Origin of the sequence: Shinella sp. 838, assembly GCF_029623935.1 — a bacterium.
Classification (GTDB): domain Bacteria; phylum Pseudomonadota; class Alphaproteobacteria; order Rhizobiales; family Rhizobiaceae; genus Shinella.
This window is the reverse complement of the sequence record NZ_JARSBQ010000004.1, coordinates 506,550-532,890: the sequence shown is the minus strand read 5'-3', so window position 1 is coordinate 532,890 and position 26,341 is coordinate 506,550. Positions and strand designations below refer to the sequence as shown.

Below are 26,341 nucleotides of genomic sequence, written 5' to 3'. Positions count from 1 at the left end.
CGCTTAAAGATCCTGGTGCAGGTTCTTGCGTGACAGGTTCTTAACGTCCCGCTCGCCGCAGAGCGCCATGGTGATGTCGAGTTCCTTGCGGATGATCTCGAGGGCGCGGCGAACACCCGGCTTGCCGCCAGCGCCGAGGCCGTAGAGGAAGGGGCGGCCGATATAGGTGCCCTTGGCACCGTAGCAGAGGGATTTCAGCACGTCCTGGCCGGAGCGGATACCGCCGTCGATATGGACCTCCATCTTGTCGCCGACGGCATCGACGATGCGCGGCAGCATGCTGATAGAGGACGCGGCGCCGTCAAGCTGGCGGCCGCCGTGGTTGGAGACGATGATGGCATCGGCGCCGCTATCAAGCGACATGCGCGCATCTTCCTCGTCGAGAATGCCCTTGAGGATGAGCTTGCCGCCCCAGCGATCGCGGATCCACTCGATATCCTTCCAGGAGAGCTGCGGATCGAACTGTTCCGAGGTCCAGGAGGAGAGCGAGGAAAGATCCTCCACCCCCTTGGCGTGGCCGACGATATTGCCGAAGGTGCGGCGTTTGGTGCCGAGCATATCGAGGCACCAGAAGGGCCGCGTCGCCATCTGCCAGAGATGTTTCGGCGTGAAGCGCGGCGGGGCGGAAAGGCCGTTGCGCAGGTCCTTGTGGCGCTGGCCCAGGATCTGCAGGTCGAGCGTCAGCACAAGCGCCGAGCAGCCGGCGGCCTTGGCGCGGTCGATGAGGTTGTGGACGAACTCCTTGTCCTGCATCACGTAGAGCTGGAACCAGAAGGGCTTCGACGTCACGGAGCGCACATCTTCGATCGAGCAGATGCTCATCGTCGACAGCGTGAACGGCACACCGAACTCCTCAGCCGCCTGTGCGGCGAGCATTTCGCCATCGGCATGCTGCATGCCGGTAAAGCCGGTCGGCGCGAGCGCAACAGGCATCGACACCTTCTCGCCGATCATCTCGCTTTCCAGCGAGCGGTTCGTCATGTCGACAAGCACGCGCTGGCGCAGCTTGATCTTGTGGAAGTCGTCCTCGTTGGCCCGGTAGGTCCCCTCGGTCCAGGCACCGGAATCCGCATATTCGAAGAACATCTTCGGCACGCGGCGGCGCGCCCGGTCCTTGAGGTCCGCGATCGTCAGGGCCTGGTCTACGCTCATGCTGTCTGTCCTCGCATCATCCGGCTTTTCGGGATCGCACTCTTTTACGAAGGCGCGCGCAGGCCTGCAACGCCTTCCTGCCGGTTTCGGCGGGAAACATACGCCCTCATATAAATGAGATATTCACGAATAAAGAATGATGACGCGACGCTGTCAATGTACATTTGACGGCTGACCGCCGCTGCCGCGAGAAAACCGCCCTCCCGGCGAACCGGGAGGGCGAAAGCCTTACTTGGTGGCGTAGAACTTCGCCATGTCGGGCAGGCGCTTCACGCGAATGCTGGACGCCTTGCCCGCGGTGCGGAAGGCCTCGAAACGCTCCTTGCAGACTTCCGTCATCAGCGCAGTCGCCGGCTTCAGGTAGGTGCGCGGGTCGAAATTGTCCGGCTTTTCCTTGAAGTTCTTGCGGATCGTGCCGGTCATGGCCAGGCGAAGGTCCGTGTCGATGTTGACCTTGCGCACGCCGAGCGGGATCGCCTTCTGGATTTCTGCGACCGGTACGCCCCAGGTCTGCTTCATTTCGCCGCCATAGGTGGTGAAGAGATCCTGCAGCTCCTGCGGGACCGAGGACGAGCCGTGCATGACGAGATGCGTGTTCGGCAACTTCTTGTTGATCTTGGCGATCGTGTCGATCGACAAGATGTCGCCGTCTGGCGCGCGGGTGAACTTGTAGGCGCCGTGGCTGGTGCCGATGGCGACGGCAAGCGCATCGACGCCGGTTTTGGAGACGAAATCGAGCGCCTGATCCGGGTCGGTCAGCAGCTCCTCGCGGGAAAGCTTGCCCTCGAAGCCATGGCCATCTTCCTTGTCGCCGGCGCCCGTTTCCAGGTTACCGAGACAGCCAAGCTCACCTTCGACCGACACGCCGGCCGCATGCGCGATCTTCACCACTTCCGCGGTGACATCGACATTGTATTCGTAGCTGGCGACGGTCTTGCCGTCGGCGAGCAGCGAGCCATCCATCATGACGGAGGTGAAACCGTTGGTGATGGCCGAGATGCAGGTGGAAGGCTGGTCGCCATGGTCAAGGTGAAGGCAGACCGGAATATGCGGATATTCTTCCGCCGCGCCGAGGATGAGATGACGCAGGAAAGCATCGCCTGCATAAGCGCGCGCACCGCGGCTTGCCTGCAGGATCACCGGAGAATCCGTCGCATCTGCCGCGCGCATGACCGCCTGGATATATTCCAGGTTGTTGACGTTGAATGCGGGCAGTGCGTAGTTATTCTCCGCTGCGTGATCGAGCAATTGCCGCATGGTGATCAATGCCATTCCTGTCCTCCTTCGGATGCAGTTTCATCGGGTTGGCGGCACTATTCACAGATCGCTCCGCCATATGCAACAGCCCTCAAAGACCCCGGTCAAAGCCAAATCGATTAAATGGTGCGGCGGAAATAAATTTCCGGTGGACACGGTAAAAATCCGGCCCGCGCGAGCGGACCGGATGCCAAAAATCCATTCCAGTTAAAATAAATAGGACAAATGCCAGGCCGTCTCTCAACGGCCGGGCGAAAGACCTATTCCGTCTCGTCGGCTTCCGGAGCCTGGAAGCTGCCGCGCTCGCCGGAGATGATCTCGCGCTTGCCGACATGGTTGGCAGGGCCGACGAGGCCTTCCTTCTCCATGCGCTCGACGAGGGACGCAGCGCGGTTGTAGCCGACGGCAAGGCGGCGCTGGATATAGGAGGTCGAGCACTTGCGGTCGCGCATGACGACCTTGACGGCCTTCTCGTAGAGGTCGTCGCCGTCTTCGGCCGCAATATCGCCCTTGTCGAACACTGCGCCGCCGGCCGCCGGCTTCTCGTCCTCTTCTTCCTCTTCCTCGGCGGTCACGGTCTCCAGATATTCCGGGCGACCCTGAGCCTTCAGGTGCAGCACGACCTTTTCGACTTCCTCGTCGGAGACGAAAGGACCATGCACACGGGAAATGCGCCCGCCGCCGGCCATATGCAGCATGTCGCCCTGGCCAAGCAGCTGTTCGGCGCCTTGCTCGCCGAGGATGGTACGGCTGTCGATCTTCGACGTCACCTGGAAGGAGATGCGCGTCGGGAAGTTCGCCTTGATCGTGCCGGTAATGACATCGACCGAGGGGCGCTGCGTCGCCATGATCAGGTGAATGCCGGCAGCGCGGGCCATCTGGGCGAGCCGCTGGATCGCGCCTTCAATTTCCTTGCCGGCGACCATCATCAGGTCAGCCATCTCGTCGACGATGACGACGATGTAGGGCATCGGATCGAGGGCGAGTTCCTGCTCCTCGTGGATCGCCTCGCCGGTGCCCTTGTCGAAGCCGGTCTGGACGCTGATCGAAATGGTCTCGCCCTTGTCGCGCGCGGCGGCCACACGGTTGTTGTAGCCGTCGATGTTGCGCACGCCGAGACGCGACATCTTCTTGTAGCGGTCCTCCATCTCGCGCACCGCCCATTTCAGCGCCATGACGGCCTTCTTGGGATCGGTGACGACAGGGGTCAGGAGGTGCGGGATACCGTCATAGATCGACAGTTCCAGCATCTTCGGATCGACCATGATCAGGCGGCACTCTTCCGGACGGAAGCGATAGAGCAGCGAGAGGATCATCGTGTTGATGGCGACGGACTTGCCCGAGCCGGTGGTGCCGGCGACGAGCAGGTGCGGCATCTTGGCGAGTTCCGCGATGACGGGCTCGCCGCCGATCGTCTTGCCGAGGCAGATCGGCAGCTTGAAGCCGGTCTTTGCGAAATCCTGGCTCTCGATCATCTCGCGGAAATAGACGGTCTCACGGGTGGCGTTCGGCAGTTCGATGCCGATGACGTTGCGGCCGGGCACGACCGCGACACGGGCCGACAGCGCCGACATGGAGCGGGCGATATCGTCGGCAAGGCCGATGACGCGGGAGGATTTGACGCCGGGCGCCGGCTCGAACTCATAGAGCGTGACGACCGGGCCGGGACGAACGTGGATGATCTCCCCGCGCACGCCAAAATCTTCCAGCACGCTTTCGAGGAGGCCGGCATTCTGCTCCAGCTGTTCCTGGGTGAGCACGTAGCCGACGGTGCCCGGAGGCTCCTGCAGGAGTTCGCGCGGCGGGTATTCGTAGGCATCGCCTGCCGGTGTCGCCATCATGACCTGGAACGGCCGGGAGCGCGAGAGCACCGAGGACGGGGTTTCGCGCACAGGCTCGACAACAGCAACCGGCGTGGCGGCAACCGGAACAGGCTGGACCTCGACGACAGCCGGCACGATCTCGGCCATCGCTTCGATGACCGGAGGGGCAACGACCGCGACGGGCTCGGCCTTCACTTCGGCAACAGGCACAGCGTCGGCAACCGTTGTCCGGGCAACGGGCGGGCGGCATTCGACGACGCGGAAGAGCGAGGTAATGGAAGGCACTTCCTGACGCATCTCGGGAACCGCAACAGGCTGCGGCACGGTCAAGGCGGCCGGTGCAGGAACGGGCAAAGGCATGCGCACGACGGTGACGGCGGGCCTTGCCGGCCGCTCGACCGCATCTTCGTCCGGTACAAGCGTTTCCCAGAAGGCATGGTCGGACAGGTTGGCAAAGCGGCTGATTGCAGTACGCACGTCGGTCTTCTCGGCAGTTTTTGGAATGGAGGTGGCCGGTCTGGCAATGGAAGCTACCGGCATGGCGGGCGCGACCGCCCTTGCGGCAAGAGGTGCGGGCAGCGGAACGGCCGGCTTGAACACGACAGCGGCATCAGCGGGCGTTCCCGTCGTGCCGGCAGCGACCACGGCCTGAACCAGCGGCGGCGCCGGTTCGGCAACGATAGTCGCCGCGGCCGCTTCGGCCTGCTGCGCCTCGGACCGGCGGCGACGGTCTTCCAGCGCCTCGCGAAGGCGCTGCAGCAGCTCCGCCTGGGAAAGCTGCAGCATCTCGGCAGGCTGAGCCGCCGGCTGGACAACCTGCTCGACCACCGGCTCGACTTGGTGCACCTCTTTCGCAACCGCCTCCTCGATCTTGGAAGCGACCTTGTCGGGGGTGCGGGTGAAGCGGACGTTCGGCGCCATGTAGAAATGGCTTTCCCAGCTTCCGTCGGCATATTGGCCCGGATCGTAGCTCCTCAGCGCCGGCGAGCGGAAGCGCGGGCGATAGTCCTCGTCATTGGCAACCGGCTCATCGGCCGCATGCCAATCCTCGACTTCCGGAACGACTTCCGGCAAGACGTTGTTTTCGTGGGAATAATACGGCGCTTGTTCGCCGACTCCCTCTTCGGTTTCAAGGACAGGGTAGAAGTTTGTTCTGGAAATACGCATGAACCTGCAAACTCGACGATCATTGCCGATAGGGATGCGTAGATGGTTAGGAAATGAAGGTTAACATTGTCTTTGGATGGGGCCGAAATCGTGTTCACGATCCCGTTTCAATCCATCCGCCGGCCCTCCGTTCCGAAGAGGTGAAGCCGCTCCTGTGGCAGGTCGACGCGGACCGTCGGGCCTGGATCCAGCATGGTCCGGTCGAGCGTGAAAATTTTCATCGGAACGTCGTGAATGGTCACATGCATGATGATACCGAAACCCGTCGGCTCGATGAGATCGACTTTCGCCTCCAGCGCGCTGCGCGCGTTCAGCACCACATGCTCGGGACGGATACCGAGCGTCGCTGCCGCGCCTGATTCGATGCCGCTTCTTCGAGGAGCAGACAACGTCGCGCCGTTTGCCAGCCGCAGGTCCGCCTGGTCGCCGGACACGAGATAGCGCCCCTCGAAGAAATTCATGCCCGGCGAACCGATGAAGCCCGCGACGAAGAGATTGGCCGGCCGGTCATAAAGATCGAGCGGCGTGCCGATCTGCTGAACCACGCCGGCATGCATGGCGACGATCCGGTCCGCCAGCGTCATGGCCTCGATCTGATCGTGGGTGACGTATATGGATGTTGCATGAAGGTCGCCGTGCAACTTCTTGATTTCGGCGCGCATCTGCTCGCGCAGCCGCGCGTCGAGATTGGACAGCGGCTCGTCGAAGAGAAAGGCTTTCGGTTGGCGCACGATGGCGCGGCCCATGGCGACACGCTGGCGCTGGCCACCCGAGAGCGCGCGTGGCCGGCGCTCCAGCAGCGGATCGAGGCCAAGCTTCGAGGCGGCATTGCCGACGGCGCTGGCAATCTTTTCCTTCGCGGTGCGGCGGAGTTTCAGGCTGTAACTCATGTTGTCGGCAACGCTCATATGCGGATAGAGCGCATAGGACTGAAACACCATGGCGATGTCGCGGTCCTTCGGGGCAAGGTCGTTGACCCGTTTGCCGTCGATGCGAATGTCACCGGACGTCACGTCCTCCAGCCCGGCGATCATGCGCAGCAGCGTGGATTTCCCGCAGCCGGAGGGCCCGACCAGCACGATGAACTCGCCGTCGCGGATGGTGAGATCGACACCGTGCAGCACGGAGAAGGCACCGAAGCTCTTGCGGATGTCCTGGATATCGATGGAGGCCATGAAAAACCCTTTCAGCCTTTGACCGCGCCGGCCGTCAGGCCCTGCACGAGATAGCGCTGGATGAGGAGGAAGAAGAGGCACGCCGGGATGAGCGCGAGAATGCCCGCCGCCATCATCTGCCCGAAATCGACCGAGAACTTCGAAACGAAGGTGAGCAGGCCGACCGGGAAGGTTGCAGCGTCATTGCCCGAGATCAGCATCAGCGCGAAGAGCAGTTCGCTCCAGGCCGCGGTGAAGACGAAGCCGAGCGTCGCGGCGATGCCGGGCAGCGTCAGCGGCAGGATGATCTGGCGGAAGGCGACGAACTGCGTCGCCCCGTCGATCATTGCCGCCTCCTCCAGGTCCTTCGGAATGCCGTCGAAGAAGGACTGCATGAGGAAGGTGGCGAAGGGCACGTTGAAGGCGGTGTAGACGATGACGAGGCCGGTGAGGCTGTTGGTGAGGCCGAGCGGCGAGAGCATCTTGAAGATCGGCGCGACCAGCATGACCAGCGGGAACATCTGCGTGATCAGCATCAGCGCGACGATCCAGTATTTTGCGCGGAATTTGAAGCGTGAGAGCGCGTAGCCGGCGAGCGAGGCGAGGATCGTCACCGCGACGGCGGTCGAGCCGGCGACGATCAGGCTGTTCTTGAAGAAGGTCGGGAAGGCGCTGTGGGCGATGACGAAGGTGTAGTGCTCCAGGGTGGCACGCGAGGGCCACAGGCGCACCCCCTCGCTGTAGAGCAGGTCGTTCGGCGTGACCGAGACCTTCAGCAGCCAGAACAGCGGGAAGAGCGCGACGACGATATAGGCGAGGATCGCGAGCCGGTGAAGAACGGTGAGGATTGGCTTGCTTCGCATGGTCTCAGCCCTTGTTCAGCAGCGTCTGGCGAAGCAGCACGATCAGCATGGAGTAGACGAGCAGCAGGATCAGCAGCACGAGAGCGATGGCCGAGGCGTAGCCGAAGTCGAGCCGCTTGAACGCCTGGGTGAAGATGTAGCTGGCGACGATCTGCGTGCGGTCGGCCGGCCCGCCATTGGTCATGACGACGATAAGGTCGGCGAAATTGGAGATCCAGACGGTGCGCAGGAGAATGGTGATGGCGATGGTCGGCGCCAGGAACGGCAGCGTGATAGAGAGGAAACGCTGCACCGGCCCTGCCCCGTCGATGCTGGCGGCCTCGTAGAGATCGCGCGGGATCGCCTGAAGCGCAGCGAGCAGAGTGATCGCGAAAAAGGGAATGCCCCACCAGACATTGGCGGCGATCGGCCCCCACATGGCGAGCTGCGGGTCGGAGAGGATGTTGTTCGGCGCGTCCAGCATGCCGAGCGCGTGCATCCAGTGCGGCAGCGGGCCGATCACCGGATTGAACAGCCAGGCCCAGTTGAGGCCGGCGAGAAAACTCGGCACGGCCCAGGGCAGGAAGACCAGCGCCTGTGCGAGGCCGCGACCGGCGAAGGGTTTGTCGAGCAGCAGCGCGAGGATGAGACCGAAGACGAATTGCAGGAAGACAGAGGCGCCCGTCCACCACAGCGTGTTGCGCAGCGCCCGAAAGAAGGCCTGATCCTCCGATAGCGCGCGAAAATGATCGAGCCCTATGAAACCGCCGGAAAGCGGGTTCAGAAGCTGGATATCGCGGAACGCATAGGAAATGCCGAGCACCAGCGGCACCAGCATGACCGATATGATGAGGATCAGCGCTGGTGCGCTGTAGAGATAGGGTTCCGATGCGTCGGCGATCCGCTTCCTGAGCGGCCGCACGGCTTGCGGATGGACGGCAAGGGTCATCGTCTCGCTTCCGTTCAAGGTGGCGGGGCGTTCTGGGAGAATGTCTGCGGGCGGAGCCTCGTGTCTCCGCCCGCAGGGTCCTCAGCCTACTTCTTGGCGAGGAACTTCTGCTGTGCCTTGGTCAGGTAGTCCGCCCACTGGTTGGCGAGATCTTCCGGCGTGATGTCGCCAAGAAGGGCTTCCTGCGAGGTCTTGATGACGAGCGAATCCTTGAAGAAGGCGAACTCCTCAAGATGCGTCGGCATGACGGTCGGCACGGCATCCTTGTCCTCGAGCTCGGCAAACCAGCCCTTGAACTGCTCGCTGGCGTAGAACGGGTCCTTTTCCGCCGAAGTGTGCACCGGCAGCGCACCGGTGCGCTTGTTCCACTCGATATTGCCTTCCGGCCCTTCGAGCGTCTCGATCAGCTTCCAGGACAGGTCCTTGTTGGCGCTGGAGGCGAACATCGACCAGCCTGCAAAACCGATCGTCGGGAAGGTCTTTCCGGCGGGCCCCTTCGGCATGGTCATGATGCCGTAGTCTTCCGCCTTCATGCGTTCGGCGATGGCGATCAGCGCGTCCGGGTCCTGGTCGAGGAAGGCGCAGGTGCCCGAATAGAAGCCCGCGACGATCTCGTTAAAACCCCAGTTGACGCTGTCCTTCGGGGCATAGCCGTTCTTGTAGAGATCGATGACGAAGGTCAGACCCTTGACCCAGCCTTCGCTGTTGAAGGTGGAGGTGCCGTCCTCGTTGAAGAATTTGTTGTCGCCCGCCATGGACGCGCCGAACATCACCCAGCCGTTGAGGCCGCCCGGGCCGCCGCGCAGGCAATAGCCGTATTTGCCGGGCAATGCCGAGACCTTCTTGGAGGCTTCGGCGAATTCGTCCAGCGTCTTCGGCGGCTCGGATACGCCGGCCTCCGCGAGCAGCTTCTTGTTGTAGAACATGGCGCGCAGATAGAAGCCGTAGGGCAGCATGTAGGCCGTGTCGTTGATGTCGCGGCCAAGCTCAAGGGCACGAGCCGTAAGGCCGGGCGTGTGCTCCCACTTCGCAAGATACGGTTCCAGGCTCTCCAGCATGCCGTTGTTGGCATAGAGCGACAGCCAGGTATCGGGCATTTCCATGACGTCAGGCACTTCACCGGCCGAGACCATGGTGGCGAATTTCTGGAAGGCCTCGCCCCAGGGAAGCGAGATGATCTCCACCTTGGTGCCGGGGTTCGCCGCCTCGAACTTCCCGACGATGGATTTCAGCGTCTCCGTGCGCTCAGGGCTGGTGATGACCTCGACAAGCTTCAGCGTCGTATCCGCCAAGGCACTCGATGCCATCAGGGTGGTGATGAATGCTGCAGTCAAAAGTCTCTTCATGGTCGTTCCCTCTTTTGTGGTTTTGCTTAGAAGTTTGACGTCAGGTTTGGGTTGCGGCCGCTATCGCCGCATCCAGGTCACTCCACAGGACCTCGGTTCCCTCCAGGCCGATATGGAGACGCACGGACCGCGCATCGATGCCGAAGGCATGCGCGGAATTCGGCTGAGCCTTCTGCTGAAGGACAACTTCCCCGGGCACGATCAGGCTCTCGTGCCCGCCCCAGGAGACGCCGAGCTTGAAGAGCTTCAGCTGGTCGGCGAAGGCGCGGATGTCGATGCCTTCACGGAAGGTGAAGGAGAAGAGACCCGACGTGCCGGTCAGTCCCGGCGGCAGGCGGTTGGCGAGCGCGGGATGAAAGACCTTGTCGACGATGTCGAGCGCTTGCAGGCGCTTTGCGATTTCGAGCGCCGAGGCCTCATGCGCCTTCATGCGGATGGGCAGGGTGCGCAGCCCGCGCACCAGCAGCCAGGCATCGAAGGGCGAAAGCTTTCCGCCGAGATAGGGATAGGCTTCCGACCGGATACGGCCGATCAGCTCCTTCGCGCCGGCGACGACACCGGCGACGACATCGCTGTGCCCACCGAGATATTTCGAGGCCGAGTGCAGCACGAGATCAACACCCAGCGTCAGCGGGCGCTGGAAGACCGGGCTCGCCCAGCTGTTGTCGATGACGCTGACAATGCCGTGCTTCTTTGCGAGCGCGGCGAGTGCGCCGACATCGTGCGCTTCCATCACCCAGCTCGTCGGGCTTTCGAGATAGAGCAGCTTCGCGCCGGGCAGAGCTTTCGCCACCGCCTCCTCGTCGCGCCCGTCGACATAGGTCACCTCGATCTTCATGCGCTTCAGATGCGTGCCGAACAGCCGGAAGGCATCCGGATAGCAGTGGCGCACAGCGACGATACGGTCGCCCGGCTCGACGAAGGAGAGCACGGTGGAGGAGATCGCCGCCATGCCGCTGGCAAAGCCGAGGGCATCCTCGCCGCCTTCGAGCTTGGCCAGCATCTCCTCGAAAGCGCGCACCGTCGGGTTGAGGCCGCGCGTATAGATCGGCCGCACGATCTCACCACGATAGGCGGCCACCATCTCGTCATAGCTGCCGAAGGTGAAGAGCGAGGTCTGCACGATGGGCGGCACGACTGCATCGAAGGCGTTCGCTTCGTCATGGGCGACGGTGAGAGCGGCAAAGTCGAACGGATCGGCTCCGTTGATCATCGGGACATGTCCTTGATGTCTTCCTCGACGACGGCGAGGATCTTTAACGTTTCCGCCCGCGCCGCCTCGGGATCCCGTGCAGCGATGGCGTTGAAGAGCGTGCGGTGGAACGGAAAGGAGCGGCGGGCGAAGTCCGGCCGGTTGAACGGTTTTTCCCAGAAGCGCTCGAAGGCGCCGCGCATCTGCTCCAGAAGCTGCTTGAACAGCGGATTGTGCGTGGCATCGTAGATCGCGAGGTGGAAAGCGAGGTCTTCCGGTCCGGACGTGCCCTTGGAGAGGTGCACCCGCTCCATCTCGTCGAGCCTCGCTTCGATGGTCGCGACATCCTCTTCCGTGCGCCGCCGGGCTGCCACCATGCCGGCCTCGCATTCGATGCCGCGGCGCACTTCCAGCGTCTGAAGCAGCACGTCGCGCAGGTGCACCGCATCGAAGGAGAGCGGCATATGCACCGTCGCCGTCGTTATCGGCTTCAGGAGATAGGTGCCGCTGCCCTTGCGGCTTTCGATGACGCCGAGCGCCTGGAAATGACGGATCGCCTCGCGGATCGTCGAGCGCCCCACCACGAGCGCCGCCATCAGCTCGCGCTCGGCCGGCAGCCGGTCACCCGCTGCAAGATTGGCGCGGTCGATATAGGAGGCCAGCGCCTCCGTCACCTGCCGCGCCCGGTCAATGGGCGGCAACGGCGCGATCTGCGGCCTGTCGCTCAATTCGCCTGGCATGATGCCATGTCCCCTGTTTCGTGTCAGCTTCTCAAATTGGTCTGACATCTTAGCATTATGCGCCGAGCGTCGACTGTCAAGCGCCAATCATCCGTGAGCAGATCCATCGCCAATAAAAAACGGGCCGATCAAGAGATCGGCCCGCATGGGACTGTCGATAACGTAGCGTGCGACGGGCGGCTATTCGCCCGCGATGGGCTGGCCCTCGGGCTCCCGCTCGACCGGGGCTTCGGCTGGCACATCCGGATTGCCCTCCGCCCGATCGCGATGCAACGTGGCGCGGGCAAGCAGCATGAGCGTGACGGGCGTCGTCACGGTGATGAAGATACCGATCAGGATCTCATGCACGACAGGACGGGTGGCGAGCACGGTGAAAAAGATCATCGAGGCCATGACGATGCCGCCGGTGCCCCAGCTCGAACCGAGCGTCGGCGCATGGATGCGCTCGTAGAAGGTCGGCAGGCGGACGAAGCCGATCGTGCCGATCAGCGTCAGGCCGGCGCCGACCACCAGGAAGAAGGAAACGGCAAGCGCCGCCCAGGCCGGCAGGTCGCCTGCGAACTCGATGTCCGTCATTCGATCACCTCCCCGCGCATGAGGAACTTGGCAAGCGCAACCGTCGCGACGAAACCGAGCATGCCGATGACGAGCGAAGCCTCGAAATAGATATCCTTGCCGGTACGGATGCCGAAGACCATCAGGAGCAGCATGGAGTTGAGGTAGAGCGTGTCGAGCGCCAGGACGCGGTCCTGTGCACGGGGTCCGCGGAACATGCGGAAGGCCGCAAGCGCCATGGCGATGGCGAGGAACACCTGCGCGATGGTGATGGACCAGATGAGAATCGTGTGGCTCATTCGAAGATCTCCATCAGCAGCGCCTCGTAGCGGTTCTTGATCAGCGCCTGCCACTCGGCCTCGTCAACGAGGTCGAGGACATGGATCAGCACCGTCTTGCTGAGCGAATTGTACTCGAGCCAGGCCGTGCCCGGCGTGCTCGTGATGACGACAGCCAGCACGGCGAGCGCCGTCGGGTTTTCCAGCGCGACGGGTACGGTGATGAAGCCGGCCTTGTGCTTGCGCCGGCCACCGGTGAGAAGGATGGAGGCAACGGCAAGGTTCGAGCGCAGGATGTCGTAGAGTACGATGCCGACGAGCTTGGGCAGCAGATACCATTTCGGCAGGCGTGGCTTCACCGGGCGCAGGGCCGCCATGCCCCAGGAGGCGAAGACCGACACGATGCAGCCGAGGATGAGATGGCCGAGCGTGAAGCCGTTGAGGGCAAGCCACATGATGACGAGCGAGGCGCTGAGCAGCGGATAGGGCAGCATTTCAGATCCCTCCCCCGCCATCCGGCCCGCTTGGCTCGGCGACCCCGGCGCGGCGCGCGTTGATCACGGCGTCGATGTAGGAGGCCGGCTGCTGAAGGTTGCGGATCGTCTCTTCCATGTAGCCCATCGCCGGCCCGGCCTTGATGGTGAGCGCCAGCGTCAGCGCGATCAGAAGCATGACCGGGGCCATTTCCATGACGAGCACCCGCGGCACGGTGCCCTCCATCGAGGCCCAGAAGGTGCGGATGCCGGCGCGGGTCATCGAGATCAGCGCCGCCAGTCCCGACAAGATGAGCAGGCCGACGATCCACCAGACGGAGGCCGCGATGGGCGCCGCGCCATTGGCGCTCGTGCCGATCATGCCCGACAGCATGGCGAATTTCGCGACGAAGCCGGAGAGCGGCGGCAGGCCTGACAAGAGGATGCCGCAGGCGGCAAAGCAGATGCCGAGCACGGCGATCGTGCCGGGCATGGTGACGCCGACCTCGACCTCCTCATCCTCCTCGTCCGCATCGCCATAGGCCTCCATGGTGACGGCGAGAACCGAGGCGCCCGCATCCTGCCCGCGTTCGACGAGTTCGATCAGCATGAAGAAGGCGGCGATCGTCAGCGTGGAACTGACCATGTAGAACAGCGCGCCCGACGTCACCGTGCCGTTGTTCAAACCGAGTACGGCGAGCAGGGTGCCGGAGGAGACGAGCACGGAATAGCTCGCAAGCCGTCCAAGCGCCTGCGAGGCGAGAACCCCGATCGTGCCGAAGGCGATGGTCGCCATGCCGCCGTAGAGCAACACGTTGAGGCCGAGCCCCGCCGAATCGCCCTGCCCGAAGACGAGCAGCGAGAGGCGCAGGATGACGTAAATGCCCACCTTGCTCATGATGGCGAAGATGCCGGCGACCGGCGCCGTCGCGGCGCTGTAGGCACCCGGCAGCCAGAAGTTCAGCGGCCACATGCCGGCCTTGATGAGGAAGACGATGCCGAGAATGCCCGCACCCGCCTCCAGCAGCATGCGCCGCTCGCCCTCGATCTCGCCGATGCGCACGGCGAGGTCCGCCATGTTGAGCGTGCCTGCCGAGCCGTAGATGGCGCTGACCCCGATCAGGAAGCAGAGCGCGGCGGCAAGGTTGACAGCGATGTAATGGAGGCCCGCCTTGACACGCATCGAGCCGGAGCCGTGCATCAGGAGACCGTAGGAGGCGGCGAGCATCACCTCGAAGAAGACGAAGAGATTGAACAGATCGCCCGTCAGGAAGGCCCCGTTGAGGCCCATCAGCAGGAACTGGAACAGCGAGTGGAAATGCGCACCGGCGGTGTGCCAGCGGGCAAGCGCGAAGACCAGTGTCGGGATGGCGAGGATCGAGGCAAGGACGAGCATCAGCGCCGAGAGCCGGTCGACGACCAGCACGATGCCGAACGGCGCCGGCCAGTTGCCGAGCAGATAGACACCCTCGAAACCGTCCGAGCCATTGCTCGCAAGACGGAACAGGCTGATGGCGACGGCAGCCAGTGCCAGGCACGACATCACGCTGATCATCGCCTTCACGACGCGCTCACGCTCGTCGAAGAACAGGAGAAGCGCGCCTGCGACAAGCGGGATGACGATGGGCGCGATGATGAGGTGTTGCTGCCAGCCGCTCATTTCGGCTGCTCCCTGCCGTCGACATGGTCCGTGCCGGTCAGGCCGCGGGCCGCGAGCAGCACCACGAGGAAGAGCGCCGTCGTGGCAAAGCCGATGACGATGGCGGTGAGCACCAGGGCATGCGGCACCGGATCGGTAACAGCACCGATGTCAACGCCCTCAACCAGCAGCGGCGCGGCGTTGGATTTCACCCCACCGACCGCGAAGATGAAGAGATTCACCGCATAGGACAGCAGCGAGAGGCCGATGATGACCTGATAGGTGCGTGGACGCAGGATGAGCCAGACGCCCGAGCCCGTCATGATGCCGATACCGATCGAAAGAACGAGTTCCATCAAGCTTCCTCCGCCTTGGGAGCGTCGAGACTGCGAACCCGATGCATGCGTATGGATTGGTGCGCAAGCGCGATGAGGATCAGCACCGTCGCGCCGACGACGAGCGAGAAGACCCCGAGATCGAAGAACAGCGCCGTTGCCGCCGGCACCTTGCCGATGAAGGGTATCTCGACATACTGCGAATGGCTCGTGAGGAACGGATAACCGAGCACCCAGGCGCCCATACCCGTCAATGCGGCCAGCAGCAGGCCGACGCCCATCCAGCGCAGCGGCAGGATACGCAGCCGATCCTCCGACCAGCGCACGCCACCACCGAGATATTGCAGCAGGAAGGCGATCGCCATGGTGATGCCGCCGGCAAAGCCCCCGCCCGGCAGGTCGTGCCCGCGCAAGAGGAGATAGATCGAGAAGGTGATGATGACCGGGAACATCCACTGCATGATGACCGAGGGCACCAGCAGATAGTCGCGCACCGTATCGCCGGCCGAGCGCTCTGGGCGCTCATCGTCATAGGCGTTCTGGATGCGCTGCTGTTCCGGCTTCTCGATGCTGTCGGCCGCCGGGCGGAAACGGCGCAGCAGCGCGAAGACCGTGAGCGCCACGATGGCCAGGACCACGATCTCGCCCATCGTGTCGAAGCCGCGGAAATCGACGAGGATGACGTTGACGACATTGCGCCCGCCGCCTTCCGTGTAGGCCTTTTCGAGGAAGTAGCTGGCAATGGCGTCCGGCACCGGCTGCTTCATGATCGCATAGGAGAAGACGAACATGCCGAAGCCGCAGGAGATCGCGAGCAGGAAGTCGCGGAAGCGGCGGCTGCGAGCGGAGAGCGTGACGGAATTGTCGACCTTCTCCGAACGCTTGGGCAGCCAGCGCAGGCCAAGCAGCAGGAGGACGGTCGTGACGATTTCCACGACGAGCTGCGTGATGGCGAGATCCGGTGCGGAAAGCCAGACGAAGGTGATGCAGGTCGTGATGCCCGCGCCACCGAGCAGGACGAGCGCGGCCAGACGATGGTACTTCGCCTGATAGGCCGCCCCCAATGCGCAGAAGGCGCCGATACTCCAGATGGCGGCGAAGATGGGATCGATGTCGCCGAAGACCAGCGGCGTCGGCGCGAAACCCGCCATATAGAGCGGGACGATGCCCGCCAGCAAGCCTGCCGCCGCGATGAGGCGCAGTTGCGGCTGGAGATTGCGGGTGCCGAGGTGGCTTTCGAGCCAGCGCGCCCATTTCCACGACACGGTGACGAGCACGCGCTCGAAGATGCGCTGGCCGCCGAGATGACGGAAGAGCGGCGGGCCGTCGTCGCACCGCGCGAGATAGTCCTTCAGCACCGCATAGAGTGCGGCACCGCCGACGAGCGCGATCATGCTCATGATGAGCGGCGTGTTGATGCCGTGCCAGACGGCAAGGCTGTATTCCGGCGTGCGCGTACCCAGCACAGAGACGACGGCCGAATGCAGGAACGGGCCGATCGAAAGCGATGGGATGATGCCGACGACGAGGCAGGCGAGCACCAGGAACTCGATGGGGAAGCGCATCCAGTGCGGCGGCTCGTGCGGCTTGGGCTTGGGCAGGTCCGTCGGCTCGGGACCGAAGAAGACCATGTGGATGAAGCGGATCGAATAGGCGACCGAGAAGGCGCCGGCGAGCGTCGCGACATAGGGCAGGATGCGGTCGAGCACGGAATCGGCGTGCGTCTCCACCGCCTCGGCGAAGAACATTTCCTTGGAGATGAAGCCGTTGAGCAAGGGTACGCCGGCCATGGCTGCGCTTGCCACCATGGCAAGCGTGCCTGTTATCGGCAGGTATTTGAAGAGCCCGCTCAATCGTCGCATGTCACGCGTGCCGGTCTCGTGGTCGATGATGCCGGCGGCCATGAAGAGCGAGGCCTTGAAGGTGGCGTGGTTCATCATGTGGAAGATCGCGGCCACGGCGGCGAGCGGGCTGCCGAGGCTGAGCAGCGTGGTGATGAGCCCGAGATGGCTGATCGTCGAATAGGCGAGCAGGCCCTTCAGGTCCTGCTGGAACATCGCGAAATAGGCGCCGAGGAGCAGCGTGCTGATACCGGCGATACCGACCAGCATGAACCATTCATAGGTGCCCGACAGCGCAGGCCACAGGCGCACGAGCAGGAAGACGCCGGCTTTCACCATGGTGGCGGAATGCAGATAGGCCGAGACCGGTGTCGGCGCCGCCATGGCATTGGGCAGCCAGAAATGGAACGGCACCTGCGCGCTTTTCGTCAGTGCGCCGATGAGGATGAGCACCAGCGCCGTCAGGTAGAGCGGGTGCGCCTTGATCTTGTCGCCCGCCGACAGCACCACGTCGAGATCGTAGCTGCCGACGATATGGCCGAGCACGAGCAGGCCGGCAAGCAGGCAGAAGCCGCCGATGCCCGTTATCGTCAGCGCCATGCGCGCGCCGTCGCGGGCGGCGGCATTGTGATGCCAGTAGCTGATGAGCAGGAAGGAGAAGATGCTCGTCAGCTCCCAGAACACCGAGAGCAGGATGATGTTGCCCGACAGCACGATGCCGAGCATCGAGCCCATGAAGGCGAGCAGGAAGGAGAAGAAGCGCGGAACCGGGTCTTCTTCCGACATGTAGTAGCGCGCATAGAGCACGACGAGACAGCCGATGCCGGTGATGAGCATCGCAAAGAGCCAGGCAAAGCCGTCCATGCGCAGCGTGACGTTGAGCCCGAGCTGCGGCAGCCATTCGAGATCGAGCCGGACCTTGCCGCCATCGCGCACCGCGGGATAAAGCGCGGCCGTCAGCACCAGGGCGACAAAGGCCACCGCGCCGGACATGCGCGCGGCAAGCACCCTTGAATCGGTCCGCAGCAGAATGGTCGCGGCAAGGCTTCCCGCGAAGGGAAGGCAAAGCAGCAAGACCAGAATCATTTCACCTGTCATCGTTTGATCGATCGCTTTCGAACGTCAGAGCTTCTCCCGCCGGAACGCCGGCGATATCGGGAAGACCGCACGCGACCGAAAGGACGATCGGGCGGCCGTCAGGCGAAATTCAACGGAGGGGCACGGGCCCCGCGCATTTCCGTACGCCCTACGCCGGCACCGGGCCTGAGGACCACGACAAGCGCCGCGGCCAGGCCCTCCAGGCGGAAAGCTTCCCGGATCGGCAGGCAGGTAAAATCGGTCCCTGCGCCGTCGAACGACGTCACCTTTCCGGCGACGGCACGCTTTCGGCATTCGATGTCGGGAAGCGCCGAAGGGTAACCCGCAGTCTTCTGCGTGCCATAACGAAGCATCTTCGAGCTGGCACTGACGGCGGAAGGCGCTGTGAGCGTGGATATCAACAACAAAAGACAGGAAAGCGCAGTGCAAAAGAGGCAAAAAGCCCGACGAAAAGGTCGATGCTGGTGCCCTGATGCTGCCAAACGTCCTGCCTCTCGATTCCGTCGCCCGCGTTGAATATTCTCTCATCCGGACAATACGTTGGCGGGATTGGCGCTGTCCACCCGCCAGCATGAAACTTTTCCAAAATTACGCCGATTTGCCGCAACCGGCAGCATGTTTTTCCTTTTCGCGCCGGAAAACGGTCATCCTGCCGCACCCTTGTCCGCTTGATGCCCTGCCGCTTTGGGCGCATTCTTTTCGGGCGAATCGCATGAAGCAGACCTGCTCCCGTGGGGCGACGATGCCCGGAGCGCATGGTGCACCTGGTACCTGGACCCGCCGGACGATGTCGTTCCGGTCATCCAGCGAGTTCCGTGTCCCGATCCTGTCAGCCTTTTTCGGCAACACATCGGCGGTGCGGCGTCAGTTCACTCTCGAACGGGGATTAGCGATGACGGATGCGCGAAGGGAATGGATCAGCAAGCGGGCCTATACGCTCTGGGAAGAAGCGGGGCGGCCGCATGGCCATGATGGCGACCATTGGGAACAGGCGGTACAGGAGCGCGACGAATTCGAACGCGTGGCGCTTGCCCCTGAAGCCAGGCCGGACGGCACACGGAAGCCGCTGATCGAGATATCCAAGAAGGCGCAAGGGAAGAAGTCCGAGGCCGCCAAGCCACGCAAGAAGACGGAAGCCGCGGCGGAAAAGCCGATTGCTGCCAAGGCCGTCGCAAAAGCAAAATCCGTCAAGGCCGCGGCGAACGGGACGGAAGCCTGATCATCGCGACAAGATCCGGCGGCGGATTGAGGGAATGCCGGCGACGTGCCGGCGCTCTTTCTCCGTTCGCCGCGTCGGCCCGTTCTTCCTTCTGATCCGGCAGGGAGCATAACAAAGCTATGCCCGGTCCACAGGACACTGCGTTTTCTTCGCATACCCTGCCTTTCGGCCGTTTCATCCTCCTGCGGCATCAATGCTCTTGGAGACGCGGTCGCGACGCTCTATGTGAACGGGCGACGCGGGCTGAAGCGAGGATACCCGGTGCGATCGATCTACATGGCGGCAGGTATGCTGATGACGGCGATCGGCATCGTCGGCGTCTTCCTGCCACTTTTGCCGACGACGCCGTTCCTGCTTGTCGCGGTCTGGTGTTTTTCCCGCTCCTCGCCGCGTCTCGAGCAGTGGCTGCTGAATCACCGCACCCTCGGCCCGCCGCTGGCGAACTGGCGGCGCGAGGGAGCGATCTCGGCGCGCGCCAAGACGATTGCGATCTGTCTCATCATCGCAAGCTACGGCTTTTTCTACTACCGCACCGCGCCGTCGCTTCTCCTCGCCGCCATCATGGGCCTCGTGCTGTCGGCAAGCGCCCTTTTCATCCTGACACGCCCCCTGCCAAAAAAGACGTGAGGCTCCGATGGCAACGAAGCAAGCCCCGGTCATCGTCTGGTTCCGCAGGGATCTGCGCATCGACGACAATGCGGCACTTTCCGCCGCGGCGCAAACCGGACGCCCCATCCTGCCGCTCTATATCCTGGAGCCCGCCGAGGTCGGAACCGGTCCGCTGGGCGCCGCCCAACGCTGGTGGCTGCACCATTCCCTCGCCGCACTTGCCGGCAGGCTGGCCGATCTTGGTGCGCCGCTCACCCTGCGCAGCGGACCGGCCGACGAGGTCCTCGATACGCTGATTGCCGAGACCGGCGCCGACACGATCCAATGGAACCGCCGACACGATCCGCTGGGCATGACGATCGACCGCGCGATCAAGGCCGCGTTGAAGGCGCGCGGCCTTACGGCCACGAGTTTCGCCGGCCAGCTTCTGCACGATCCGACCCGCCTCCTGACCGGAGAAAAGAAGCCTTTCCGGGTCTACACACCCTTCTGGAAGGCTCTTGAGAGGTCCGGCGAACCGCATGAAGCGATCGAGCCGCCGGCCGGCTTGATCGCTCTTCCCGAAGCCGTCGCATCAGAGCATCTGGACGATTGGCATCTCACACCGGAAAAACCCGATTGGGCCACACCGTTCCGGGAAATCTGGACACCCGGCGAAGCAGCCGCGCGCGCACACCTCGAAACTTTCGTGGACGGTGCGATCGATGGCTATGGCGCCGACCGCGACCGCCCTGCGCTCGACGCCACCTCCATGCTCTCGCCCTATCTGGCGCTCGGCGAGATCTCCCCGGCCCGCATCTGGCACGCAACCCGCGGCCTCGACGCACCGACGGGCGATCTCGTCCACTTCCGCAAGGAACTGGCCTGGCGGGAGTTCTGCTACCACCTGCACTTCCACTTCCCCGCACTCCCGGAAAAGAACTGGAACGATAAGTTCGACGCCTTCCCCTGGCAGGAACGCGAAGAGGCCTTCATGCTCTGGACACGCGGCCTGACCGGTTATCCGATCGTCGATGCCGGCATGCGCCAACTCTGGCGGCACGGCTGGATGCACAATCGCGTGCGCATGATCACCGCCTCCTTCCTGATCAAGCACCTGATGATCGACTGGCGACGCGGCGAAAAATGGTTCCGCGACACGCTTGTCGATGCCGACGCGGCGTCGAATGCGGCGAACTGGCAATGGGTGGCCGGCTCTGGCGCCGATGCTTCGCCCTTCTTCCGCATCTTCAACCCCATCCTGCAGGGCGAAAAGTTCGATCCCGACGGCACATACGTGCGCCGTTTCGTGCCGGAACTGGAGACCCTGGACGCAGCCTGGATCCACAAGCCCTTTGCCGCGCCCGAGGCCGCGCTGAAAGCGGCCGGCATCGATCTCGGCGAGACCTATCCGAAGCCCATCGTCGATCATGGCCGCGCCCGCGAACGGGCGCTTGCCGCCTACAAATCACTGAAGGCGGACTGATCCAGCCTTCTTTGTTTTCGTTTGTCTTTTCGGGAAAGCCGGATTCCACTTTTCCCTGGCAAACTCTAATCACTTCGCGCCAGGGCGGAGGTGAGCAGCCGCACGAGAGTATCCCCCGCGTCCTCCAAGGCACCGCTGTTGTCGATGATTACCGTATCGGCGGCAACGACGATCTCGGGCACCACGCGGTCGAGCCGCCGGGCGATGGCCTCAGCGCTTTCCCGGCCGCGGGTGGCGAGGCGCGCGGCAAGAACATCCGCACGCGCGGTAATCAGCACGACCTTCAGTCGCCCGTAGACTTCAGCGAATGCAGGCAGTGCCGAACGACTGCCATTGGCGATCAGCGTCATGCCGCTCGCAAGCTGGCCAAAGGTTTCCCGCGGAATGCCATAGGAAAGGCCGTGCGCATCCCAGGAGACCGCAAAATCTCCGGCCGCATCCCGGGCCGCAAAACCCACCGCATCGACCGCCTCATGCGCCTCCCCGCCGGCATCCTGCGGGCGTGTGATGACGCGGCGCACGAAGCCGAGACGCGGTTCGCCGGCAAAATGCCGCGCGGCATAGGACATGACACTGTCCTTGCCCGCGCCGCTGGGGCCGACAACGACGACCATCGTGCCGGCCGCAACGGGCAGCGGCCGGGCGGAGACGATTTCGGCCTCCATAGTCAAGCGACCCGCCTGCCCTGCCGCCAGACCGAGCGCACGACCGGAACACCGGAGGGCCGGCGCACGCGCACGAGGTCGGCGCGCAAACCCCTTGCGATGGCGCCACGATCATCGAGGCCGACGGTGCGGGCCGGCGTGGAGGAGACCATGGCGATCGCCCTCGGCAGGTCGATGCCCTCGACCTCGTCGGCCAGAATGAAAGGCGCATGCATCAGGCTGAAGGGCACGTAGTCGGAGGAGAGCACGTCGAGCACGCCCATCGTGGCAAGGTCCCGGGCGGCGATATTGCCGGAATGCGACTTGCCGCGGACGATGTTCGGTGCACCCATCAGAACGCTCATACCGGCGCCGTGCGAGGCCTTGGCGGCATCGAAGCTCGTCGGGAATTCGGCAAGGCGAATACCATAGCCGACCGCCTCCTCGACATGTTCGAGGGTCGCGTCGTCGTGGCTGGCGACGGAGATGTCACGGGCGGCGCAGGACGCGGCGATGGCGTCGCGGTGCGGTTTGGCATAGCGGGCGGACAGGTCCTGCTGGCGCTTGCAGAATGCGTCGAACTCGGCGTCCGTCAGGCCGCGCTTCTTCTTGTAGTAGAGGATGTACTGTTCCATCGTCTGGAACTGGCGCTGGCCGGGCGCATGGTCCATCAGCGAGACAAGGCGGACGAGCGGATCGTCCTCGAACTCCTCATAGTGGTCGAGCACGTTGTCGGTCGAGACTTCGCAGCGCAGGTGGATGAGGTGCTGGGCGCGCAGGCGATCCTCGTCCTGCGCCTCGGCAATGGCATTCGCCATGGAACGCATCTCGCCCTTTTCGAAGCCGCCGTCCTCGTCCGAACCCATGCGCAGGCAGTCGAAGACGGTGGTGATGCCCGAGGTGACGACCTGGGCGTCATGCGCCTGGATCGCCGCCGTCAGGCCCCAGCGCACGCCGGGGCGCGGCGAATAATGAGCTTCGAGATGGTCGGTGTGCAGCTCGATGAGACCGGGCAGCAGGAAGTCGCCTTCCATGTCCTCCCCGACGGTGGAGGCACCTTCGGAAATGTCCGCGATCAGGCCATCGCGGAGCACCAGCGTGCCATCGAGGATCCGGTCCTCAAGCACGATACGGGCATTGGAAAGAACGGTTTCGCGGGTCATGTCAGGCGGTCTTTCTGTTGGCTCCCGCGGCAAGCGGGAAGAGCGAATGAACGGTGAAATCGGCGCCGCGCGAAGGCTCCCGGAAGAGCGCAAGGCCCTCGATCGCCAGCGGGCGTTCATGGAAATCGGAGAAATGCGTCAGCAGCGCAGCCTCGACGGCAGCGCGGCGCTCCACGGGAACACGCCCCGTCAGCGTCATGTGAAAGCGGAACGTTTCGAAGACATAGGGATAGCCCCATTGTACGAGATTCTGGCGCTCTTCGGCGGTAAGTTCGTCCGGCTTTCGGCGGGCGATATCGGCGGAGGTGAGCGGCGCACGAAACCGTTCGAAGCGGCGCACCACCTCGCCGGCAAAGGCCTGAAGCGGTTCGCACTGATCGCCAGGCACCAGCGCGAAGAAGGAACCGAGACGCCCCACGATGGCCTGCGGAATCTCGAAAGGCTCCACCTCCGCAGCAAAACGGCCGATTTCAGCCAGAAGCTCCGCCTCGCTGCGACCTTCGGCAAGCGCGAACGGTGCCTTCAAGGTGGCATGGAAACCATAACGGCGCGGATCGGCGGTCAGGCCGGCCTGCGCAGCCGCGTCGAGGCCGTTCACGACCGGCTGCTCCAGCGCGGTACCCGTAAACGCATTGCGCCCCAGCCAGCGCTGGGCGGCGAGGGTCAGCGGGTCGCTTGCGGACGGGGTGAAATAGAGGGCGTAACGCAATGGCTCATTCCTGTTTCAGTCATTCAACGCCGCCGGTCCGGCGGCGTCGGAACTTGAAGGGATTCGTGTGGCAGCATCATGCCGCCACACCGGTTCTTCCACGCTCAATGCGCCGGCTTGCCCATCAGGCGCGAACGCAGCGCATTCGAAACGCCGTCAAAGACGAAAACGACGATCAGGATCAGCAGCACCATATAGGCGACGTTCTCCCAATCGGAATTCGTGCGCATCGCTTCCCAGAGCTTGAGGCCGATACCGCCAGCGCCGACGGCGCCGATGATCGTGGCAGAACGGGTGTTGGATTCCCAGAAGTAAAGCGCCTGTGACGCAAAGAGCGGCATGACCTGCGGCAGAACGCCATAGCGTTGCACGGCGACCGGCGCCGCGCCGACGGATTTGACGCCCTCGCGCTGCTTGTCGTCGATGTTCTCCAGCGCCTCGGAGTAGAGTTTGCCCAGCGTACCCGTATCCGTGAAGAAGATCGCCGACATGCCGGCAAGCGGTCCCGGACCGAAGGCGCGGGTGAAGAACAGCGCCCAGATAAGCATGTCGACCGAACGCAGGAAGTCGAAGAGGCGTTTCGTCACCTGGTTGGAAATCCAGCTGCGCGTGATGTTGCGTGCGGCTAGGAAAGCGAGCGGAAAGGCGAGCAGCATGGCGAAAAGCGTGCCGACAAAGGCCATGACGATGGTCTGGAGCAGCTTCGTCCAGACATCGAGGTGCTGCCATTCCGCATTGTAGAGAATGTTGTTCCAGGCGAGCGAGAGGTTCGACTGCTTCGGGTCGATGCGATCGCCTGACGTCAGCAGCGAGACGACCTCGGAGGTCGATCTGCCGTGGAACGGCGAGTTGGTGTCGAACAGGAAATTGGCCCAGCCGAAGAAGCGCTTGCGGATCGAGATATCATCAGCCTCGATCTCGCCCCAGCCGGCAACACCGAAGGCGAGCGTGATCTTTTCGCCCGGCGCCTTCTGGGTCGCCCAGGCCGGCAGCCCACCCTCGACCTTGGCGCCCTCACCCGAGAGATCGACGACCATCGTCTCGCCGGAATGCTGTACGGTCACGCGATCAGGAACAACTTCGACGCTCGTCGAGGAATTCAGCGTGATTTTCGCGCGCTTGACGACCTCCTCTTCGCGGGTCGTCGCGGTCGCCAGAGCTTCCGCGGCCGCAGCAGAACCACCGACAGCGCCGCCGCTTCCCATGAAGCCCATCGAGGCGGGTTTCTTTTCCGTCGTCGTCGCGCCGCCTGCGGCGGGCGTGGTGCGGATCATCGTGCCGCGTTCGATCTCGACCCAGTCGGGCTCGGCATTCGGGCCGAGCGGCGAGAAACGTGGATAGGTGAGCTTCATCGCGCCATCGGCGTCGATGGTCACTTCAGGGCGCACCTCGTAGGAGACCCAGTCTGCGAGATAAGTGCCGGCGATGTTCCAGTTGGCGGTGCCGAGCACATGGCCGATGGCAAAGAACCACCAGCAATAAAGCGCATAGAGCACGAAGCCGCCGGCGATGATGGCGACGCGAAAACGCTGCCAGAACGAGCGATGGAAGACGGCGGGATGACGTGCCGCGATCTCATCCATCTGTGCGGGATTGAGGGTCGTCATGGCACTCTCCTATTGAGCCAGCCGGAAGGCCTGGTCGCCGACGAGCTTGCGGCGCAGCCAGGCGGAGAACTGATCGACGGCAATGATTGTGATGAGCAGCAGCAGCACGATGGCAAGTGTCTTGGCCTGATGTCCCTGACCGATGGACAGGCGTAGCAATTCGCCGATGCCGCCGCCGCCGACGGCACCGATGATGGTGGAGGCGCGCACATTGATCTCCAAACGCAGCAGGAAATAGCTCATGAAATTCGGAAGCACCTGCGGCACGATGCCGAACCAGACGCGCTCCACCCAGCTTGCGCCGACCGCGCGAAGCCCCTCCTCCGCCTTCATGTCCGCATTCTCGACCACTTCAAAGAAGAGTTTTCCAAGCGCCCCGACCGTGTGGATCGACACGGCAATGACGGCAGGCAGCGGGCCGAGCGAGAGGATGGCGAGGAAGAAGCCGGCGAGAACGACCTCCGGAAAGGCGCGCAGGATTTCCATGAAGCGGCGCACGAAGCCGCGCAGCAGGCGGTTGGCGACAAGGTTCTTTGCCGCCAGAAAGCAGAGCAGGAAGCCGAAGGTCATGCCGATCACGGTGGAGAAGATCGCGATGTTCAGCGTCTCCAGCATCTTGTGGAAATATTCCGGCACATAGAGGCTCTCGGTGATGTAGAGCCGCCCTTCGGGATAGTTGTACTTGAAACTGCCGTCATCGTAGGGCGACGGCAGGTCGAACAGCGCGCGAAAGACCTCGAGGCCATCGCGCGGCACCATATCGCCGACGAAGTCAAAGAAATGCGGCAGCCTATCGAAGAATTTTCCGGCATTCGTCTCGTTGGCGAACCAGAGCGAACCGGTGAGCGCCGTGACGAGGATGGCAAGGCCGAGCCAGGTATAGAGCCGGCGGCGGGCGTTCAGCTCCTGCCAGTGCCGCTCGATGAGCGCACCCTTTTCGCTGAAGCCGTCGTGAAGCGTGTTCATGGCCATGGTCAGTCCGCCTTGCGGTTCCCTGTGCACAATTCCGGCTGCTGATGACATGCCGCAAACCTCCCCTCCGTCATCCTCGGGCTTGACCCGAGCATCCACGGCCGCAGGTGCC

23 protein-coding genes are annotated in these 26,341 nt (G+C 63.5%); 3 read left to right on the top strand and 20 right to left on the bottom strand.

Annotated features, from left to right (window positions below; all coding sequences use genetic code 11):
* Nucleotides 1-3: 3 nt before the first annotated feature.
* From P9A16_RS17005 to P9A16_RS16935, 15 genes are all read right to left on the bottom strand, one after another.
* Nucleotides 4-1,152, bottom strand: a complete 1,149-nt coding sequence (locus P9A16_RS17005; RefSeq protein ID WP_023514806.1) for an alpha-hydroxy acid oxidase — start codon at nucleotides 1,150-1,152, stop codon at nucleotides 4-6.
* Nucleotides 1,153-1,380: 228 nt separating this feature from the next.
* A complete protein-coding gene (gene fba, locus P9A16_RS17000) occupies nucleotides 1,381-2,424 on the bottom strand; it encodes a class II fructose-bisphosphate aldolase (RefSeq protein WP_023514805.1) in 1,044 nt (347 codons plus the stop codon).
* Between the two features lie 245 nt (nucleotides 2,425-2,669).
* Nucleotides 2,670-5,399, bottom strand: coding sequence for a DNA translocase FtsK (locus P9A16_RS16995; protein ID WP_023517107.1), 2,730 nt, complete (start codon nucleotides 5,397-5,399; stop codon nucleotides 2,670-2,672).
* Between the two features lie 107 nt (nucleotides 5,400-5,506).
* Nucleotides 5,507-6,574 carry an ABC transporter ATP-binding protein gene (locus P9A16_RS16990; protein ID WP_278025770.1) on the bottom strand — a complete coding sequence of 356 codons (1,068 nt, stop codon included), beginning with the start codon at nucleotides 6,572-6,574 and terminating at the stop codon, nucleotides 5,507-5,509.
* An 11-nt stretch (nucleotides 6,575-6,585) separates the two neighbouring features.
* A complete protein-coding gene (locus P9A16_RS16985) occupies nucleotides 6,586-7,416 on the bottom strand; it encodes a carbohydrate ABC transporter permease (protein WP_023514442.1) in 831 nt (276 codons plus the stop codon).
* 4 nt (nucleotides 7,417-7,420) lie between these two features.
* A complete protein-coding gene (locus P9A16_RS16980) occupies nucleotides 7,421-8,344 on the bottom strand; it encodes a carbohydrate ABC transporter permease (RefSeq protein ID WP_023514443.1) in 924 nt (307 codons plus the stop codon).
* An 86-nt stretch (nucleotides 8,345-8,430) separates the two neighbouring features.
* Nucleotides 8,431-9,690, bottom strand: coding sequence for an ABC transporter substrate-binding protein (locus P9A16_RS16975; protein ID WP_023514444.1), 1,260 nt, complete (start codon nucleotides 9,688-9,690; stop codon nucleotides 8,431-8,433).
* Nucleotides 9,691-9,730: 40 nt separating this feature from the next.
* The gene (locus P9A16_RS16970) at nucleotides 9,731-10,903 is read right to left on the bottom strand and encodes a PLP-dependent transferase (RefSeq protein ID WP_023514445.1); all 1,173 of its coding nucleotides are present in this window, start codon (nucleotides 10,901-10,903) and stop codon (nucleotides 9,731-9,733) included.
* Nucleotides 10,900-11,622, bottom strand: coding sequence for a FadR/GntR family transcriptional regulator (locus P9A16_RS16965; protein ID WP_023514446.1), 723 nt, complete (start codon nucleotides 11,620-11,622; stop codon nucleotides 10,900-10,902). The genes P9A16_RS16970 and P9A16_RS16965 overlap by 4 nt, the downstream gene beginning before the upstream one ends.
* A gap of 180 nt (nucleotides 11,623-11,802) precedes the next feature.
* Nucleotides 11,803-12,198, bottom strand: coding sequence for a monovalent cation/H(+) antiporter subunit G (gene mnhG, locus P9A16_RS16960; RefSeq protein WP_023514447.1), 396 nt, complete (start codon nucleotides 12,196-12,198; stop codon nucleotides 11,803-11,805).
* Nucleotides 12,195-12,476, bottom strand: a complete 282-nt coding sequence (locus P9A16_RS16955; protein ID WP_023514448.1) for a K+/H+ antiporter subunit F — start codon at nucleotides 12,474-12,476, stop codon at nucleotides 12,195-12,197. The genes mnhG and P9A16_RS16955 overlap by 4 nt, the downstream gene beginning before the upstream one ends.
* Nucleotides 12,473-12,949: a Na+/H+ antiporter subunit E gene (locus tag P9A16_RS16950; RefSeq protein WP_023514449.1), complete on the bottom strand. Its 477-nt coding sequence runs from the start codon at nucleotides 12,947-12,949 to the stop codon at nucleotides 12,473-12,475. Before P9A16_RS16950 ends, P9A16_RS16955 begins: the two co-directional genes overlap by 4 nt.
* 1 nt (nucleotide 12,950) lies before the next feature.
* Nucleotides 12,951-14,588: a monovalent cation/H+ antiporter subunit D gene (locus P9A16_RS16945; protein ID WP_023514450.1), complete on the bottom strand. Its 1,638-nt coding sequence runs from the start codon at nucleotides 14,586-14,588 to the stop codon at nucleotides 12,951-12,953.
* Nucleotides 14,585-14,923, bottom strand: a complete 339-nt coding sequence (locus tag P9A16_RS16940; RefSeq protein ID WP_023514451.1) for a Na+/H+ antiporter subunit C — start codon at nucleotides 14,921-14,923, stop codon at nucleotides 14,585-14,587. Before P9A16_RS16940 ends, P9A16_RS16945 begins: the two co-directional genes overlap by 4 nt.
* A complete protein-coding gene (locus P9A16_RS16935) occupies nucleotides 14,923-17,829 on the bottom strand; it encodes a monovalent cation/H+ antiporter subunit A (protein WP_023514452.1) in 2,907 nt (968 codons plus the stop codon). Before P9A16_RS16935 ends, P9A16_RS16940 begins: the two co-directional genes overlap by 1 nt.
* A 484-nt stretch (nucleotides 17,830-18,313) precedes the next feature.
* Between P9A16_RS16935 and P9A16_RS16930 the strand changes: the two genes are divergently transcribed.
* From P9A16_RS16930 to P9A16_RS16920, 3 genes are all read left to right on the top strand, one after another.
* Nucleotides 18,314-19,060 carry a DUF2934 domain-containing protein gene (locus P9A16_RS16930; RefSeq protein WP_245290474.1) on the top strand — a complete coding sequence of 249 codons (747 nt, stop codon included), beginning with the start codon at nucleotides 18,314-18,316 and terminating at the stop codon, nucleotides 19,058-19,060.
* Nucleotides 19,061-19,321: 261 nt separating this feature from the next.
* Complete coding sequence (locus tag P9A16_RS16925) at nucleotides 19,322-19,687, top strand: YbaN family protein (RefSeq protein ID WP_023514455.1); 366 nt, start codon at nucleotides 19,322-19,324, stop codon at nucleotides 19,685-19,687.
* A 7-nt stretch (nucleotides 19,688-19,694) separates the two neighbouring features.
* Nucleotides 19,695-21,134: a cryptochrome/photolyase family protein gene (locus P9A16_RS16920; protein ID WP_023514456.1), complete on the top strand. Its 1,440-nt coding sequence runs from the start codon at nucleotides 19,695-19,697 to the stop codon at nucleotides 21,132-21,134.
* A gap of 65 nt (nucleotides 21,135-21,199) precedes the next feature.
* Here the strand turns inward: P9A16_RS16920 and phnN are convergent, their stop codons facing one another.
* The 5 genes from phnN to phnE (P9A16_RS16895) all read right to left on the bottom strand — a co-directional run bounded on the left by phnN (nucleotide 21,200) and on the right by phnE (P9A16_RS16895) (nucleotide 26,229).
* Nucleotides 21,200-21,799, bottom strand: coding sequence for a phosphonate metabolism protein/1,5-bisphosphokinase (PRPP-forming) PhnN (gene phnN, locus P9A16_RS16915; protein WP_023514457.1), 600 nt, complete (start codon nucleotides 21,797-21,799; stop codon nucleotides 21,200-21,202).
* Between the two features lie 2 nt (nucleotides 21,800-21,801).
* A complete protein-coding gene (locus P9A16_RS16910) occupies nucleotides 21,802-22,941 on the bottom strand; it encodes an alpha-D-ribose 1-methylphosphonate 5-triphosphate diphosphatase (RefSeq protein WP_023514458.1) in 1,140 nt (379 codons plus the stop codon).
* A gap of 1 nt (nucleotide 22,942) precedes the next feature.
* Nucleotides 22,943-23,650 carry a DUF1045 domain-containing protein gene (locus P9A16_RS16905; protein ID WP_023514459.1) on the bottom strand — a complete coding sequence of 236 codons (708 nt, stop codon included), beginning with the start codon at nucleotides 23,648-23,650 and terminating at the stop codon, nucleotides 22,943-22,945.
* A gap of 104 nt (nucleotides 23,651-23,754) precedes the next feature.
* Nucleotides 23,755-25,257, bottom strand: a complete 1,503-nt coding sequence (gene phnE / locus P9A16_RS16900; protein WP_023514460.1) for a phosphonate ABC transporter, permease protein PhnE — start codon at nucleotides 25,255-25,257, stop codon at nucleotides 23,755-23,757.
* Between the two features lie 9 nt (nucleotides 25,258-25,266).
* On the bottom strand, nucleotides 25,267-26,229 hold the full coding sequence (gene phnE / locus P9A16_RS16895; protein ID WP_037409650.1) for a phosphonate ABC transporter, permease protein PhnE: 963 nt from the start codon (nucleotides 26,227-26,229) through the stop codon (nucleotides 25,267-25,269).
* Nucleotides 26,230-26,341: the final 112 nt, after the last annotated feature.

Bases quoted from the DNA above. Each gene is read 5' to 3' on its own strand.
- fba (WP_023514805.1), bottom strand. From the start codon at position 2,424: ATGGCATTGATCACCATGCGGCAATTGCTCGATCACGCAGCGGAGAAT.
- P9A16_RS16990 (WP_278025770.1), bottom strand. From the start codon at position 6,574: ATGGCCTCCATCGATATCCAGGACATCCGCAAGAGCTTCGGTGCCTTC.
- P9A16_RS16950 (WP_023514449.1), bottom strand. From the start codon at position 12,949: ATGCTGCCCTATCCGCTGCTCAGCGCCTCGCTCGTCATCATGTGGCTT.
- P9A16_RS16930 (WP_245290474.1), top strand. From the start codon at position 18,314: ATGCTGCCAAACGTCCTGCCTCTCGATTCCGTCGCCCGCGTTGAATAT.
- P9A16_RS16970 (WP_023514445.1), bottom strand. From the start codon at position 10,903: ATGATCAACGGAGCCGATCCGTTCGACTTTGCCGCTCTCACCGTCGCC.
- phnE (WP_023514460.1), bottom strand. From the start codon at position 25,257: ATGACGACCCTCAATCCCGCACAGATGGATGAGATCGCGGCACGTCAT.
- P9A16_RS16940 (WP_023514451.1), bottom strand. From the start codon at position 14,923: ATGGAACTCGTTCTTTCGATCGGTATCGGCATCATGACGGGCTCGGGC.
- P9A16_RS17005 (WP_023514806.1), bottom strand. From the start codon at position 1,152: ATGAGCGTAGACCAGGCCCTGACGATCGCGGACCTCAAGGACCGGGCG.
- P9A16_RS16910 (WP_023514458.1), bottom strand. From the start codon at position 22,941: ATGACCCGCGAAACCGTTCTTTCCAATGCCCGTATCGTGCTTGAGGAC.
- P9A16_RS16980 (WP_023514443.1), bottom strand. From the start codon at position 8,344: ATGACCCTTGCCGTCCATCCGCAAGCCGTGCGGCCGCTCAGGAAGCGG.
- P9A16_RS16945 (WP_023514450.1), bottom strand. From the start codon at position 14,588: ATGAGCGGCTGGCAGCAACACCTCATCATCGCGCCCATCGTCATCCCG.
- P9A16_RS16935 (WP_023514452.1), bottom strand. From the start codon at position 17,829: ATGATTCTGGTCTTGCTGCTTTGCCTTCCCTTCGCGGGAAGCCTTGCC.
- phnN (WP_023514457.1), bottom strand. From the start codon at position 21,799: ATGGAGGCCGAAATCGTCTCCGCCCGGCCGCTGCCCGTTGCGGCCGGC.
- P9A16_RS16920 (WP_023514456.1), top strand. From the start codon at position 19,695: ATGGCAACGAAGCAAGCCCCGGTCATCGTCTGGTTCCGCAGGGATCTG.
- P9A16_RS16975 (WP_023514444.1), bottom strand. From the start codon at position 9,690: ATGAAGAGACTTTTGACTGCAGCATTCATCACCACCCTGATGGCATCG.
- P9A16_RS16955 (WP_023514448.1), bottom strand. From the start codon at position 12,476: ATGAGCCACACGATTCTCATCTGGTCCATCACCATCGCGCAGGTGTTC.
- P9A16_RS16965 (WP_023514446.1), bottom strand. From the start codon at position 11,622: ATGCCAGGCGAATTGAGCGACAGGCCGCAGATCGCGCCGTTGCCGCCC.
- phnE (WP_037409650.1), bottom strand. From the start codon at position 26,229: ATGGCCATGAACACGCTTCACGACGGCTTCAGCGAAAAGGGTGCGCTC.
- mnhG (WP_023514447.1), bottom strand. From the start codon at position 12,198: ATGACGGACATCGAGTTCGCAGGCGACCTGCCGGCCTGGGCGGCGCTT.
- P9A16_RS16985 (WP_023514442.1), bottom strand. From the start codon at position 7,416: ATGCGAAGCAAGCCAATCCTCACCGTTCTTCACCGGCTCGCGATCCTC.
- P9A16_RS16995 (WP_023517107.1), bottom strand. From the start codon at position 5,399: ATGCGTATTTCCAGAACAAACTTCTACCCTGTCCTTGAAACCGAAGAG.